Source organism: Mesotoga sp. UBA5557, from assembly GCF_002425715.1.
Taxonomy (GTDB): Bacteria; Thermotogota; Thermotogae; order Petrotogales; family Kosmotogaceae; genus Mesotoga.
The window spans coordinates 9,623-24,381 of sequence record NZ_DIMV01000030.1 but is presented as its reverse complement, the minus strand read 5'-3'; the positions used below and the strand labels follow the sequence as shown (position 1 = coordinate 24,381).

Genomic DNA, 14,759 nt, shown 5'->3' with positions numbered 1-14,759 from the left:
AGAGATTCCCAGTTTTCCTTCCAGCTTTTTATTGACAAGTGGTATTTGTCTCCCCACTTCTCTTCTAGTGCAAGCAATGCATTCCATCCTGCCTCTCTTGTCGGTGCCTGATAAACTGTCTTTAGATCGCGTGCGAGAGGTCTACGATCCCTCCAGGTTACATATCTCATGGTGTTTCTTATCTGGTGAACTATGCACTTCTGAACCTCTGAGAATGGATATACAGCCTCTATGGCTTCTTCCATTCCGCTTAATGCATCTATTGAGAAGATTGCCACGTCTTCAACCCCGCGATTCTTTAATTCGTTGAGAATGCTTAGCCAGTAGCTTGCTCCTTCTGTTTCACTTATCCACATACCCAGAATGTCTTTGTGGCCATTTAGGGATACTCCTAAGGCTATATAGAGTGCTTTCTTCCTTACCTGGTTACTCTCAACAACCTTGAAGAACACGGCATCCATGTAGACTATCGCATACGCAGATTCTAATGGCCTGTTTCTCCATTCGGAGACCAGTGGCAGTATCTTGTCCGTTATCCTGCTTACGCTCTCTGCAGACAATCTAGAACCGTAGATATCCTCTATGTGACTCTGAATATCTCTTACTGTCATTCCCCTTGCATACATGGAGATTATCTGATCCTCTATCCCTGAAATGTCCCTCTGATGTTTCTTAACAACAACAGGCTCAAATTCACCTTTTCTGTCCCTCGGTATCTCAAGTTCTATTTCTCCGTAATCGCTCCTAACTGTCTTCTTGCTATGTCCATTCCTTGAATTGTCAGTCTCTTTGCTCTTGTAGTCATGCTTAGAATATCCAAGCTCTCCCTCTAGTTCTCCTTCAAGCATTTCTTTAATAATGTCACCAAACAACTCCTTCATTACCTCTTGAACATCTCCGACATTTTCAAATTCATTCTTCTCGATTAACGACTTGATCTCTTCTCTGTCAAATTTCATCTTCTTTTCCCTCCATTCTTCTATTCCATTCTAGAGGGTTTACACAATCTTTTTTACATACTCATGGACTTCTCTCTCTCTTCGCTCTTCCGACCTCTTGCCTCTGGCCTCTGCTCTATCGGGACGTCGCGCCAGTTCCTTTTCGGGGGCTGATCTTGACGCTTCTGATCTAAGTCCCCGCTTGAGCGGGGTGGCGGCATGCTCCTGCCGACGGGGAGTGTGCTCTTAAGATCGGTCGAGTTCAGGCTACACTAGATCTTCTTCTTGACTTCTCTCTTCATAGCCCTGCTGATTACGAGGAATATTATCAGAAAAGCTAGACCTGTTAGGACGGCTATGCTCCTGGAATAGCTAATAAATAAGTCTCCTAAGAAAAAGCCGCCCGCCAGAAACAGAATTGAGCATATCAGGTCTCCGACTGCGAACAGAGAGATAGCGGTCGCTTTCGGTGAATCGCTGAATCCGGCGAACACGGGCACATATTTCCCTATTAGGGGAATCAATTTCGAGAATATGTAGAAGAGTCGCGGTGAAGAGAGAAAAAGACCTGTTCCCAGAACCAGAAAACGCTTTAGCCAAGATACACCTTTTGAGCTGGAGTAATTGCCGCTGACTGCATTTCTGAAGTAATTACCCACCAGAATAAACAGAATATCGGTGGAGAGCAGAGAGAGCACGGACAAGAGTATAACGGGTACCGGTTTAAGTATGCCTGCGGCTATGAGTATCCCGCCCGACACGATAAAGACCGGAATGCCAGACTGATCTATTACTGTACCAAAGAAGACAACCAAGTATCCATACTCTCTCAAAAGCTCCAGGGCTCTATCCATATCAATGTCAACAGCAGTTGCAGAGGAGATCACATAAGATACAGGTGGCACAAGCAGCGGCAGTAGTCCCCACGTCTTTCTTGTTGACGTAGGTACCGCCCACTTTCCAGACCTGATCTCTTTGTTTGAGTGTTTCGTTGTTTGGATCTACAGACCTCAGTTCATTCCAGGTATTCGAAGCCTCGGTTTGGCTACCTAACTTTTCGTACTGGATAGCTAGAAAAGCCAGATAGTTCGGCTCTCTGGAACCCACTTGCATAGCTTTCTTGATATATGTTATCGCTTCAGCGTGATTACCCATTTCGGCGTAGCTAAAGGCCAGTTGAGCGAATATCCAATCGTCTTGTCCACCATTCCTGATTGCGGTTTCTAAGTCCTCAATCGCTTTCGAGTGGTTGTTCTGGCTGCTTTGCGCAATTCCTCTTATTCCGAATGCTTCATATCTCGAGCTGTCGATAGCTATCGCTTGCGTGCAGTATTCGATGGTTTTCCCCCAGAGTCTTTGAGAGTATGATTCGGTTGCGTTGGCGATCAGAATATCGTAATTCTGAGAAGCCCTGTCACTGTAATGATAACTTCTTTCCGTATGGACTCCCGAATCGTATTCCTCGCGTTTTTCCGGAGTCCCGAGGACTTCGTAAGCTTCATTTATCTCTTTCATCTTCTGTTCTGCGAGTTCACGAAGCGGATTATTGGAATGTTTGTCGGGATGATAAAGACTTACGAGTTCACGATAACGTTTCCGAATTTCAGACTGAGTTGCATCTGGCTTTACGCCGAGCACCTCGTAATAATTGGCCATTCTCAGCCCTCCTTATCGAATTTCTCTTTCGCTATCTCAAGACTGTTCATCACAGTATTCATTGCGCTTGATACAATCTCTCTATAATAAGTGTCCAGTGAAGGTTTTCCTTGAAGATATATGGCCTTCAACGAAGACTCCACGCCTCTCTCGACTAAACCTACCATGTCTTCACGGTTCTGACCCTGTAAGAGGTTGAAAGACCCTTTAGCCACGTCCGAATGAAAGTCTTCCAGCGCATCGACAAGGTACATGATTTTCAGCATATTTATGGAAATAGATTCGCTGCGTTCTGAGTTTCCATTAGCAGGGAAGAATTCAGCGGTCAGTCTTCCCCCGAACTCTATGAATTTGCTTAGCCTGTCCAAAGGATTAAGCTTTGGATCTCTTTCGACTTTCAGCGCGGCAAAGCACTCTGATTTCAGATCGGAAATCGATATCTCCCTCTCCGCAAGTTTCCTCTCTGATAGTCTGAAGACCTTGCCAAGGATCTTCAAGAAGATCCTGTTTCTTATAGTAATCTCATTGTCAAACTCCTTGTCCCATAGGGCTATAAGGATCATCAATACAGAAAGATCAGACAATGGATCAAAGTAAGCCTCATACCCTGCCAATACTTCAACTTTCTTGGGTTGTATAATACAGCTCTTTTTTATTACCTTTTCTTCATCGATCGAAGGCAGAAAACCTGACTGAATCGAGAAGAAAATCGGATCGTGCTGCAAAAGCATTGAAGCCCTTGTTCCGTATAGCCTCTTGAGATTATGGCAGAGCGTGCAGTAGATAACCTGATACTGTCTTCTCGCTTCGGGCGAAATCGAGTTCCCCGGTTTGAAATATCCAAGCATACGTACCTCGTTTTAGATCACTGCTTTTTCTCTGTTCAAGCTTCATTTGATTCTCTTGTTAGTGCTGCTGTGGGCATCTTTGTGGAATCTTCAGATGCCCCAAGGAATATATTATCTCACAGGTGTTACTGCTTCTTCACGCTGATCTACAGACTTTACCCTATCTCGTATGTAGTCCTCTTCCAGTCTTGCCGTGACTACTAGTATCCTATAAACATACTCGATTCCGTGTGAGAGCTCTACGAACTTGCAAAAGCTAGAAACATTGAGAGCTTGTCTGGCTGAAGACACCTCTCTATGCCGTGACCTATTCGGTAATCTTAGATTGAGACATGCATAGTGAAGACTAGCCGAGTTTTATAGATCTCTTGTTTTTGTTACTGCTACTGCTTGCAGTTTCCAGCCTCTTAGTACTCTCGCGCACATCTAAAATTGGTGCAGGCGCATTCGCAGTCGATTGGATACTCCGAGATAGGAGCTGTGCTCGAATTGCAGCAGAGGATTTCATTGGAGGTGATAAGTTGAAGAGAGCACTGATTGTGCACGGCGGATGCGATGAAGGATTCCTTCCGCAGAAAGAGATGGAGCTTCGCACACAAGGGGTGCGGAAGGCCTTTGAAATAGGACTCGACGTTCTGCAAGGAAGCGATTCCGCTTTAGATGCCGTTGAGTCAGTTATCGTGACACTTGAAGACGATCCGCATTTCGATGCGGGCATTTCCGGCTCCTTCAGCAACATGATAGGAGAAATCGAAATGGATGCCTCAATTATGGATAGTAACGAGGCGGCAGGAGCGGTAATCAGAATCAAGAATTTCGCTCATCCTATCAGCGTGGCGAGAAAGGTTATGGAGGAAATTCCTCACATAATTCTCTCCGGGAAGGGAGCCGAGATATTCGCCAGACTTATGGGGTTCAGAGAGACAAGTCCGGATGAGCAGCATGCGAATACTGATAATAGAGAAATGGAGAAACTTCCGGAGAATTACAGAGAATTCGTTAAAAAGTACTCTAAACTGCTGGCTGAACAGAGGCTCTTCTCAACTGTCGGAGCAGTGGCAGTAGATTCAAAGGGTCGCATCGTCGCCGGGACTTCGACCGGGGGAATTGCCCACGCCTTTCCGGGAAGGGTTGGAGATACTCCCATCATAGGGGCCGGAACTTTCGCGTCCATATCTGCCGGAGCTTCGGCAACCGGACTTGGAGAGGGAATACTGAGAGTCGGAGTCACAAGGAAGCTCGTCGAGCTCATCGAAGGCGGCCAAGCGGTTCAAAAAGCCTGTGACAGAGTTATCGAGATCTGTTCCAAAAGGGGTTCCCCATGTGGAGTGATCGCCCTGGATGACGAAGGCAATGCCGGAATCTCCCACAATGGCTTCTTCATGCCCACAATGTATTCCCGCTTTGACTGATCCGGAAGACAACGATAGGACTCAACTGAACCAAAGGACACTCAGGGAGATTCGGGCTCACACATTCGCATGATAGAGAATGAGTAGACTTCTAAACGTGAGATCGTTGATTCTCCTTGATGACGATCTCCAGTTTTCTTCAAGAGCCAAACCTACATAAGAGTTCCAGTGAGTGGAGTAAGGACGAGAGAGCTTCTCCGCAAATTTCGCTCCTGATTTCCGGAGTATTGATTGTAACTGGCCAATCTGTCTCTTGATCGAAGAGACTTCATTTGCAATACCCGTCTCGCAAGCAACTCCATCCTGTGAAACCACATCATCCACCCCTTTGAATCAAGCTTATCCATATCTGAGTTGAAATCGTCCATAAAGACCGAGGCCGGCGCTATCAGCTGCGCTTTGTGGCGAACCAGCGCATATTCTATTGGCGACATCTCCGCAAGTCTTCTGATCGCACCGATAAGAAGCTTCTTGTTTGGCTCACTTCTCCATTCCTTCGTGAAAGCGAGGAGTCGGAGATGATATATTGACGGCCATCTTGCACCTTCTTTGAAAACTAGCTTTCCTCCGTAGTTTTCAGTGATTTCCGAAAGTGATCCGACGCTCCTGACAAAATCGAAAGCCTCAAGAGCCTTCTCCACTTGATACCTGACGAAATTCTTTTCTTCTAGACCACCCTTCGCGAAGAGCACGGCGCGGATTGCTTCGGAACCGCCGAAACCCTTTGAGTCCACTATATTCTTAAGCTCTCTCGGGAAGTCGGCGTTGTCTCTTTACAGAGCATCGAAGGCTCTCGAAATAACCGGATTCCCACTTCCAAGACCCATTTCGATCCGCTTCCTGCTCGGTACACAAAGCAATCTCCAGTAATTCCAGGATTTGTCCACAAAGGCTTCGGCTTATCTTCATTTCTTCCTTTTCGAGAATCGACCTTGATCTATCCATCTTCCCTGCTTCAACAAAACAGGTATAATAAAGCTAATGATTCCAGTCAAGGAGCAGTGATCTTTGAAGTGAAGGAAGATCTAAAAACGTATGACCGCTTGGTAATAAAGAAAGAACTTCAAATTGGAGAGGATATCCATCTTCAAAGAGAGTGCGGATCGCTGAGAAGAGGTGAGCAGAGCTTTGAACCTGCTTCTCGAGAAGTCTAAGGAAGTACTGCTGGCCGTTCTCCCGATTACCGTGCTGGTTCTTGCACTGAATTTCCTGTTCGTCTCGTTGAGTTGGTTACTAATAATAAGGTTTGTTATTGGCTCCTTCTTGATTGTTGTCGGGTTGTCAGCGTTTCTTTTTGGAGTAAGCATAGGGATTGGCCCTATCGGCAATTTCATGGGTACCTTCATAGCGAAGAAGAACAAGCTCTGGATAGTAGCTGTTGCAGGTCTTGTACTTGGCTTCTTCATATCCATAGCTGAACCTGCACTGCATATACACGCGCTTCAGGTTGAGCTTGTTTCTTCAGGCATATTATCTAGCTGGAGTGTTGTTCTAACCGCATCGGTTGGTATTGCAGTATTTCTCTCACTCGGACTCATAAGAATCGTCTTCAATGTCGCCCTCAACAAGCTTATGACAGTATCGTACGGGGTAATACTCATCCTTTCTCTCTTTTCTTCGAGAGAATCCCTTGCGATCTCTTTCGACGCTTCCGGAGCTACAACAGGCGCAATGACCGTTCCATTCATTCTTGCACTTGCAGCCGGTATCTCAGTCCTCAAAAGAGATAGTAGATCTTCAGAGAACGATAGTTTTGGACTCCTGGGAATTGCCTCCGCAGGAGCAATTATCTCTGTGCTCCTCGTCGGAATAGTTTCCACTAACAACATTATGGAAGTTGCCCCTGATTATTCAGCATCGGAATCTTCCGCGATTCTCGGTCACTTCTTTGGTTTGATGCCAATGATCGCAAGAGATGTTCTTCTTTCACTGCTTCCAATACTGCTGGCCTTCTTGCTGCTTCAGTTCAGCTCATTTAGACTTTCAAAGAGGATGATCAGACAAATTACTGTCGGACTTCTGTTCACTTTTGTGGGCATGGTGGTCTTTCTCGTTGGTGTCAACGGAGGCTTCATGGATGTTGGTAGAGAAATCGGATACGGAATAGCCTCAATGGGAAACAAGTCGATCTTAGTTCTAGTTGGTTTGATTCTGGGTCTTGTCACAATCCTTGCAGAGCCTTCGGTTCACGTTCTGACTCATCAAATTGAAGATGTGACCAGCGGTGCCGTTAAGAGAAGAATAGTGCTTTTCGCCCTTTCGGCCGGTGTTAGTCTGGCAGTGGCTCTTTCAATGATTAGGATAGCTGTGCCGGCGGTTCAGCTCTGGCATTTTCTTCTGCCCGGCTATGTCATCTCCATAGTGCTGTCGTTTCTTTCGCCTAAGCTCTTTGTCGGAATTGCTTTCGATGCGGGAGGTGTTGCCTCCGGACCGATGACAGGTACATTCGTACTCGCTTTCGCCCAGGGCGCCGCGAGTAAAATAGAAGGCGCGAACGTGCTCGTTGACGCTTTCGGTCTCATATCTATGGTCGCAATGACACCCATTATCGCTCTACAGATATTGGGGTTGATATACAAGATGAAGACAAGAAAAAGAGGTGTTGAGTCAAGTGGCTAGTAATGAGAATCTCAGTCCCTACAAGCTGGTGTATGTAATCGTTAACTTCGGCAAAGGAAGCGAAGTCTTGAGAATTGCAAGGGCAAACGGTACAAATGGAGGCACTATTCTGCTGGGAAGGGGCACTGTAAAAAGTGGATTATTGAATTTCTTCGCACTGTACGAAATCCGAAAGGAAATAGTCTTGATAGTTGCAGACAATGAGACTGCCAAGAGCGCGCTTGAAGCTCTTAACAGAGATATGATGCTAGATCGCCCGAACCACGGAATCGCTTTCACTGTAGACATACGCGAAGTAGAAGGATCAAAAGAGCTGGGATGCAATTCGCTCCAAGAAGGAAGAGGTGAAAAAGAGATTATGTATCACTTGATTACAGTAATAGTTGATAGGGGAAAGGCAGAAGAAGTTATAGATGCTGCTACCGAGATGGGTTCGAAAGGTGGAACGGTAATTAACGCGAGAGGATCCGGTGTTCACGAAAGAAGCACGTTGTTTGCAATGGAGATCGAACCCGAAAAGGAGATCGTCATGATCGTCTCCGAAAAGGAGTTGACACAGACAATAGTGAACAAGATAAGAGAGAAGCTAAGAATTGATGAACCGGGTAAGGGAATCCTTTTCATTCAAAATGTGGCCGATGCCTATGGCCTCCTCAAGTAGAGACAGATAAACCATGCAATGAAGAGGCGATCTCCTGAAAGCCTGTACGTTCATCTTTGGGTCAACCCTATTTGCTGATTCTTCTAGCCACGGGCCTTGTAGAATGAATCGAATCCAACCGCTGCCAGAATTACAAGTCCTTTGAATACGTATTGAACATAAAGATCTATCCCAATCAGGTTGAACGCATTGGTTATCATCGTCAGCAACAACGCCCCGATGAGAGTTCTCACGACTGAACCTTCTCCCCCAGACACACTTGTACCGCCTATTACCGCAGAAGCTATCGCATCCAGCTCATAGCCCTGGCCGGCAAGAGGTGTAACTGAAAGCAGCCTTGAGGCGTAGACGATTCCTGACATTGCAGCCATTACACCTCCGGCAACGAAGGTCAGGGTCATGTAGAAGTCGACTTTGATTCCTGAGAGTCTGGCCGCCTCTTTGTTGCCGCCAATGGCACAGGAGTATCGACCGAATTTCGTCTTGACAAGAATGAACTGACCGAGAGCTACCAGAATCAGCAGCAGAATTATTGGAAAGGGAATCGGCCCTATGTAGCCGTTGCCGATGAAAGCAAACCCTTCTGAGTCGACATAAAGAGGATAGCCGCCCGTATACATATAAACGATCCCTCTTATGATCGTCATTGTTCCCAGAGTGGCAATGATCGGCGGGATATGGATTTTCGAGCTAAGGAATCCATTTACCGCTCCAAAGGCGGCACCAACCAGCAGAACAACAATCACGGCGAGGAACCAGTGCATAGAAGACTGGAGTCCAACCGCCATAGCGGCGGAAAGAGCCAGTAGTGAGCCGACCGAGATGTCGAACCCGCCGCCGATAATGACAAAGGTGGAGCCGATAGCCATTATTCCGATTATCGAGCTCTGCCTGAATATGTTTATGATGTTTCTCCAAGACAGAAAGTTGGGTGTCATAAGCGAGATGACCAGCGCCAACACAAAGAATGCTATGATGATTTTGTACTTTCCCAGAAAGCTTGCCAACCTCGACTTAACAGCGGGTCCAGACATTCAACTCACCACCTGATTATCTAGATGCTCTTGTTTTCCGCTCAATGCCTTCTTCAGGATCTCGCCCTGGCGAGCTCCGCGTTTGAACTCTCCCACGACCTCTCCATCTGCAATTACAAGGATTCTGTCGGATACTCTCTGAACTTCCGGCACTTCCGAGGAAATGAAGATAACGGAGAAGCCGTTCTCGGCAAGCTCTCTCACAATCGAGTAGATCTCACTCTTTGCCTTCACATCGATTCCCTGTGTCGCCTCGTCCATGATCAGCAATTTTGGGCTGGTCAGCAGCCACTTTGCGATTACGACTTTCTGCTGGTTGCCTCCGCTGAGGAACTTCGTCTGCTGATGTATCGAAGCAAGCCGGATATTAAGCCTTTCCCTGTATTCATTCGCCTTAACATACTCTCTCTTTGTCAGGATCAATCCGGGCGTCACTGTGAAATCGCCTATCGCAGGGAGAGTAATATTCTTGAAGACCTCGAAAAGCATTATGAGGCCGTCGGATTTCCTGTCTTCTGGGATCAGCGCTATCCCTGCATTTATGGCATCTACCGGCGAGCTTAGATTCACTCTCTTGCCCTCGACAGTTATCTCGCCGCTGTCTGCTTTCTCGGCGCCGAAAATCGCCCTGGCCAGCTCCGTTTTTCCCGAGCCGGTGAGACCGGTAATTCCAAGCACTTCACCAGGATAGACTTCAAATGAGATATCCCTTACTCTAGGCAACTTTCGAACGTTCTTCACAGATATGACGGGTGGTAGGTCGTAGTTTGCGGAGCTCGAAATATCTTCGATATCATGAAAGACTTCACCGACCATTAAATTGACGATTTCTTCTCTGTCAGTTTCAGCAGTATTCAGAGTGGAGACCTTCCTGCCGTCTCTTAGGACTGTAATTCTATCTGTAATTCTGAAGACCTCTTCCAGAATATGGGTGATATACAGAATCGAGATTCCCTTGCTTTTAAGTTGCGAGATAATCTTGAAGAGATGATCCGACTCTTCCTTCGAAAGCGAGGCCGTCGGCTCGTCCATAATCACCACCCTCGAATTCCTGGAAAGTGCCTTCATGATTTCCACAACCTTCTGCTGTGCCACCCCGAGCCTGAATATCTTCTCGTCCGGTGAGAGATCAAATCCATACGATTCACAAAGGCTGTGAAATCTCTTTCTCATATTCTTCTCTGAAAGCAGGCCCGAGACCTGCATCTCGTCACCGAGGAATATGTTCTGCTCGACAGTGAATTTGGGAATGAGGCTCCTCTCCTGATAGATAACACTTATTCCCTTCCTGAAAGATTCCGTTGGAGATGAGAAGCTTGTTTCCTTCCCGTCGTATAGAATAGTCCCGGAATCCTTCTGATAAGCTCCGACAATGCATTTTGTGAGCGTCGACTTTCCCGATCCGTTCTCTCCCAGAAGAGCGTGGACCTCCCCCTCTCTCACGTCCATGTCTACCCTGTCAAGAGCCTGAACACCGGGAAAGCTCTTCGATATCTCCTTAACTTCGAGAATGAGTCTAGAACCCACAGTATCTCTATTCAACTAAATCACCCACATACTCGAGAATCTTATCGCTTATGTGCCTTATATCCCAGGAGAGAACAAACCCGTCATTGCCTTTTCTAAGAGTTGCCTCTACATAATTCCCGACTTCCTCCAGACCGACCGAACATACAGGGGGAAGATTGATCGCCTCAAATCCGGGGAAGATCCTGGTTACCGGATTGAGATTCATCTGATCGATCTTATTCAGCTCGAGTTCATAGTTCTTCTGATCGATGCCCCTCATTCTTATTTCTTCAAAGCTTTCAGGCAAAAGAAGGCCGGTCAGCTCTCCGATGATTTCAAGCGCTTCTCTCTCCGAAAGCCGCAAGGCGTGATCCACGAGAATTTGCGCCAGAGAGAGAAGTTCCATCGGAAGTCCGGCCGGCCCCATTGTTTTGCAGTAAATCATCGGCTTCATCCAATCCACATGCCTGGATATTCTCTCGTAATCCTGCGAAACGATATTTCTAAGAGAAGGGGAGAAAAGATCCACGCCCACTTCAAGGCCCAGGTTTTTCGCCCTGTCTGAATATGAAGTTAGCAGCTGGAGCACCAATGACTTTCTGAACTCGAGAAATTCCCCGGTAATTCTGTAAAACTCTTTGAGAGTTTCCAGTACTTCGTCCATTCCCCTCTTCGAACCGAGCTTTCTTAAAAAACCGCGAATTGCCTCCTCAAAGGCTGAACCCGTTGCACTTGATCTCTCTTTGCAGGTGTCGCAGAAGCAGGTAAGCATCTCTCCTATCCCGTTGGCCGGCGAAGGAAAACGGATCCTGTCGAGAAAGACGCCGTCGAAGTCGGCAAGGCCAAGGATTTCTTCGAAGCGGCTTAGAAAGGCCTCCTCCCGACTTACCTTGTTGGGGCAAAGAAATTCAAACTCCTCACCGCCGGCCTTTTGGGATTCCAGTATCTCCGACCGGCCGCTATCTATCGTTCTGACGATCTTGAAGGCGTCCGTATCGAAATCTACTGGCGTGTCTGCCAGCATAGGATACCAGAGATGCGGAGAGACCCCGACGTCTCTGCAAATCGAGACAAGCGGGGAAAGATTTTCGGGCCGGACCGACCAGATAATTAGCTTCTCAAGCCCTGCCTTCTTTGCCTTCGAAAGTTTCTCTGTAAGGCTTCCTGAATTATCCCTGGACAGCTCCTCGTTAAAGAACAGCTGTGAGAGGATATTGATCTTACCTGCTTCAGACATCAGCGACCTCCTATCGTATTTCTCTTACATTTCCGGTTCGAAATCGCCCACGTTATCCTTTGTGACCATTACCTGCTGGATCTCGACGAATTTCGGCACTTCCTGGCCGGTCAGGTATAGATGGGCGGCCTCGACAGCTTTGTAGCCTTCTTCAATAACCGAGAAGTACGTGGAAGCGTAAACGTCTCCGGCTTCGATGTAAGGAACGAGCTCTTTAGCATACTCCAGGCCCAAAACCACTACGTCGGTGATTCCTCTCTCCTTGAGCGCCATCGATGCCGCAATGGCTCCCGACCACCACTGGCAGGCAATGACGTCGACATTTCTGCCGCTCTGGAGGAAAGCTTCCATGAACGCAAGCGTTCCTTCCTTTGTCCAGCCGTCGATAGGGCGCTTCTCAATTATGCTCCAGGAAGGATTTCTTTCAGCAACGGAGAGAAAACCCTCTTCTCTCATTCTCTGGGCAGTTGTACCGGGATTACCTTCTATAAGAATTATGTCGATGTCGGCGTTCCCAAAGAGCTTCTCGACAAATTCTGCCTGGACAACGCCTGATCCTATCTCAGAACGACCTATGTGGCTAATGACACCCGGATACTTGCCTTCAGGATCTGTTCCGATGCTGTTTGTGAATGTTATCAATGGAATTCCGGCTTCGTTGCAGCGAGTTACCGCCGTTCGAAGGGCCATGTTATCCGCCGCGCAAAGTAGCACGAGATCTACACCTCTTGCAATGAAGTTCTCAACCTGAGACAGTTGCTTGCCTGCATCCCATTCTGCGTCCGCATAGATCAGGTTCAGTCCAAACTCCTTAGCGGCCGCATCCAACCCTACTCTCTGGACGCTGAAGAATTCAACGGTTCCGGGAAGCAAAACTGCAACGTCCGTCCCAAATAGAATTCCTGCCATTAGAACGAAGATCAAAGCCAGTAGAACAGTAATCTTTCTCATAAGTACCTCCTCTTGTAGTTTCCTGCCGTTCAAAATCCCGAAGTTCCCCCTAGAACCTCTTTAAGGAGCAACTCTTTCTGAGCAAAATAAGCTCCGCCAATGACAACACTGTAAGGCTCAAGAGCCGCTCTGACAAGTAGATCAGGTCTGTAAAGCTCTTGAGGAAGAACCTTCCTCAGAGTGCTGTCGATTATCGGAAAAATCCGGTCATACTGATTGAAGCCAATACCACCTCCTATCAGAAGTCTTGCCGGATCGAGAAGCATAATTGCATTGGCAAATGCAAGTGCAAGATGTTCGCAGCCTCCCACAATTCTTTTGAGGATTCTCTCATCGGAGTCCATCTTCTCGAATAGGTCCTTTACGCTGAATTCCCAGCCGTTTTTCCTGCAGAAAGACTCGAGCGCAAATCCCGAGAACCACTGTTCGAGCCTTCCAAATCCCGCATTCATCTTTGATTCCGTAGACCAGTCGGTGACAAATTCGCCGATTTCGCCGGCTCCACCGACGCATCCTCTGTAAACCGAATCATTTATGACAATACCTGAGCCGATACCGGTTCCGATCGAAACCAGAATCACATCATTGTACTCCCTTGCAGAACCGATCCATGACTCCCCGAAGGCGGCAAGTGTAACATCGTTTTCGATCAGCGTCGAAATCCCGAACTTCTTCTCGACCGGCGTCTTGAGATCAAGATTGCCGATGTCGAAGGAGGGCATGTATTTTATCTTCTGCGTAGCCCTGTCTACCGTACCGGGAATGCCTAAAGAGATTCCCAGCACCTTCTCTTTTCCGACTTCCTCTATGTAACTCTCGAGCCTCTCATTCAACTCATCTACCAGACCCCTTTCGGTGCGAAGAAGGTCAGTAGTTATAGTGTCGTGTTTCAAGATATTTCCGTCAAGATCGATCAACGCGAAGATACTCTTAGTTCCCCCTATGTCAACACTGAGTACGTTTCTGTAGTCTTTTGCGAAAGAGATATTGATAGGTTTCCTGCCACCGGAAGATTTGCTCTGTCCGAGCCCGTTCTCTCTTACAACACCCTCTTTAACAAGGTCGTTGACAATTGAAGATATGGTCGGTTTGCTGAGTCCGGTCAGTTTCGCTATCTGGACTCGAGAAGTACTCTTCCTTTCTCTAATTATCCTCAGAATTTCGCTCGTTCTGATCTCAGTAAGTTTCGATACCACTTCTTCCCCCCGCTTCCTTCCTTCATTTTCTTCTCCGCCGATTCTTGACTGACAACCGGGAGATCGCTTACAGAAAACACCAGAAGGGCATCATTCCAGTTGGTAAATAAAAACTACTAACTAATTCAATTGAATTATTGCCCTTGAAGCGTCAATGCCAAAGGGCAATCTGGCTCGACGGTGCGGATCCTACAAGCAGGATTTGACAACTAATCACTTTCACTCTTCTCTCTTGAACCGTAGTCGAGTGGTAAAAATGTTAGAGATGATTTCTCTATTCTCGAAAAAACCCATCTTCCTCCTACAAATCTTCGTTAACCCTTGTTCCTTACATGAAAGTGCGTGGGTCTTGTATTTCAATGGACACATAAACGGCTCTTTGAGAGAATGATTCTGCTGTGAATCGAAGACCGAACTCAAGAGCTCTTCATTGTGGCTGCAATAATGCCTGAAGATGAGAACAATCCAAATAATCACTCCTAGCCAATTGGAATCAGATTAAATAGGGTCAGACTATACTTTTTACACTAAACGAGAAATCGAAAACAAGAGTCTGCAAGAATATTCAAATGGAAAGAAAAGTCAAACGGAGCCATTTGCTTGCTCCGCCCAAGGAGACACCTCCATGCAAAGAGATTATGCCACTATGGTTCACATGAAAGCCGTTCTATGTTTATCTTGAGTTTATCACTTAATCT

The 14,759-nt window shown here is 46.9% G+C and carries 14 protein-coding genes; 3 read left to right on the top strand and 11 right to left on the bottom strand.

The window, feature by feature from the left end; translation table 11 throughout:
• From B3157_RS03715 to B3157_RS03695, 5 genes are all read right to left on the bottom strand, one after another.
• Nucleotides 1–959 (bottom strand): IS256 family transposase (locus tag B3157_RS03715; RefSeq protein WP_292588951.1); only part of this gene is annotated, 959 nt, incomplete at its 3' end.
• Between the two features lie 251 nt (nt 960–1,210).
• Nucleotides 1,211–1,792, bottom strand: a complete 582-nt coding sequence (locus B3157_RS03710) for a hypothetical protein (RefSeq protein WP_292588949.1) — start codon at nt 1,790–1,792, stop codon at nt 1,211–1,213.
• A 7-nt stretch (nt 1,793–1,799) separates the two neighbouring features.
• Nucleotides 1,800–2,594, bottom strand: a complete 795-nt coding sequence (locus tag B3157_RS03705) for a J domain-containing protein (RefSeq protein WP_292588947.1) — start codon at nt 2,592–2,594, stop codon at nt 1,800–1,802.
• A gap of 2 nt (nt 2,595–2,596) precedes the next feature.
• Nucleotides 2,597–3,442: a DUF5685 family protein gene (locus B3157_RS03700; protein WP_292588944.1), complete on the bottom strand. Its 846-nt coding sequence runs from the start codon at nt 3,440–3,442 to the stop codon at nt 2,597–2,599.
• Between the two features lie 111 nt (nt 3,443–3,553).
• Nucleotides 3,554–3,733: a hypothetical protein gene (locus B3157_RS03695; protein ID WP_292588942.1), complete on the bottom strand. Its 180-nt coding sequence runs from the start codon at nt 3,731–3,733 to the stop codon at nt 3,554–3,556.
• A gap of 230 nt (nt 3,734–3,963) precedes the next feature.
• Here B3157_RS03695 and B3157_RS03690 point away from each other — a divergent pair, with 230 nt between their 5' ends.
• Nucleotides 3,964–4,854 (top strand): isoaspartyl peptidase/L-asparaginase family protein, encoded by an 891-nt coding sequence (locus tag B3157_RS03690; protein WP_292588940.1) that lies wholly within the window; start codon nt 3,964–3,966, stop codon nt 4,852–4,854.
• Nucleotides 4,855–5,006: 152 nt separating this feature from the next.
• Here B3157_RS03690 and B3157_RS03685 read toward each other — a convergent pair whose 3' ends face one another.
• Nucleotides 5,007–5,588: a hypothetical protein gene (locus B3157_RS03685; RefSeq protein WP_292588938.1), complete on the bottom strand. Its 582-nt coding sequence runs from the start codon at nt 5,586–5,588 to the stop codon at nt 5,007–5,009.
• A gap of 394 nt (nt 5,589–5,982) precedes the next feature.
• Here B3157_RS03685 and B3157_RS03680 point away from each other — a divergent pair, with 394 nt between their 5' ends.
• Nucleotides 5,983–7,473 (top strand): DUF1538 domain-containing protein, encoded by a 1,491-nt coding sequence (locus B3157_RS03680; RefSeq protein ID WP_349680359.1) that lies wholly within the window; start codon nt 5,983–5,985, stop codon nt 7,471–7,473.
• Nucleotides 7,466–8,134: a P-II family nitrogen regulator gene (locus tag B3157_RS03675; RefSeq protein WP_292588934.1), complete on the top strand. Its 669-nt coding sequence runs from the start codon at nt 7,466–7,468 to the stop codon at nt 8,132–8,134. Before B3157_RS03680 ends, B3157_RS03675 begins: the two co-directional genes overlap by 8 nt.
• Before the next feature lie 83 nt (nt 8,135–8,217).
• Here B3157_RS03675 and B3157_RS03670 read toward each other — a convergent pair whose 3' ends face one another.
• Genes B3157_RS03670 through B3157_RS03650 form a run of 5 tightly spaced genes read right to left on the bottom strand, consistent with a single transcriptional unit; the run spans nt 8,218 to nt 14,061 of the window.
• Nucleotides 8,218–9,168 carry an ABC transporter permease gene (locus B3157_RS03670; RefSeq protein WP_214061047.1) on the bottom strand — a complete coding sequence of 317 codons (951 nt, stop codon included), beginning with the start codon at nt 9,166–9,168 and terminating at the stop codon, nt 8,218–8,220.
• Entirely contained in the window at nt 9,169–10,710 is a 1,542-nt protein-coding gene (locus tag B3157_RS03665) for a sugar ABC transporter ATP-binding protein (protein ID WP_292588931.1), read from the bottom strand.
• A complete protein-coding gene (locus B3157_RS03660) occupies nt 10,703–11,914 on the bottom strand; it encodes a hypothetical protein (RefSeq protein ID WP_214060978.1) in 1,212 nt (403 codons plus the stop codon). The genes B3157_RS03665 and B3157_RS03660 overlap by 8 nt, the downstream gene beginning before the upstream one ends.
• A gap of 24 nt (nt 11,915–11,938) precedes the next feature.
• Nucleotides 11,939–12,865 (bottom strand): sugar ABC transporter substrate-binding protein, encoded by a 927-nt coding sequence (locus tag B3157_RS03655; RefSeq protein ID WP_214060977.1) that lies wholly within the window; start codon nt 12,863–12,865, stop codon nt 11,939–11,941.
• A gap of 29 nt (nt 12,866–12,894) precedes the next feature.
• Nucleotides 12,895–14,061: an ROK family transcriptional regulator gene (locus B3157_RS03650; RefSeq protein WP_292588928.1), complete on the bottom strand. Its 1,167-nt coding sequence runs from the start codon at nt 14,059–14,061 to the stop codon at nt 12,895–12,897.
• Nucleotides 14,062–14,759 lie beyond the last annotated feature (698 nt).

Excerpts from the sequence above, each read along its gene's own strand:
- B3157_RS03710 (WP_292588949.1), bottom strand. The coding sequence starts at position 1,792 with ATGGATAGAGCCCTGGAGCTTTTGAGAGAGTATGGATACTTGGTTGTC.
- B3157_RS03705 (WP_292588947.1), bottom strand. The coding sequence starts at position 2,594 with ATGGCCAATTATTACGAGGTGCTCGGCGTAAAGCCAGATGCAACTCAG.
- B3157_RS03700 (WP_292588944.1), bottom strand. The coding sequence starts at position 3,442 with ATGCTTGGATATTTCAAACCGGGGAACTCGATTTCGCCCGAAGCGAGA.
- B3157_RS03670 (WP_214061047.1), bottom strand. The coding sequence starts at position 9,168 with ATGTCTGGACCCGCTGTTAAGTCGAGGTTGGCAAGCTTTCTGGGAAAG.
- B3157_RS03660 (WP_214060978.1), bottom strand. The coding sequence starts at position 11,914 with ATGTCTGAAGCAGGTAAGATCAATATCCTCTCACAGCTGTTCTTTAAC.
- B3157_RS03655 (WP_214060977.1), bottom strand. The coding sequence starts at position 12,865 with ATGAGAAAGATTACTGTTCTACTGGCTTTGATCTTCGTTCTAATGGCA.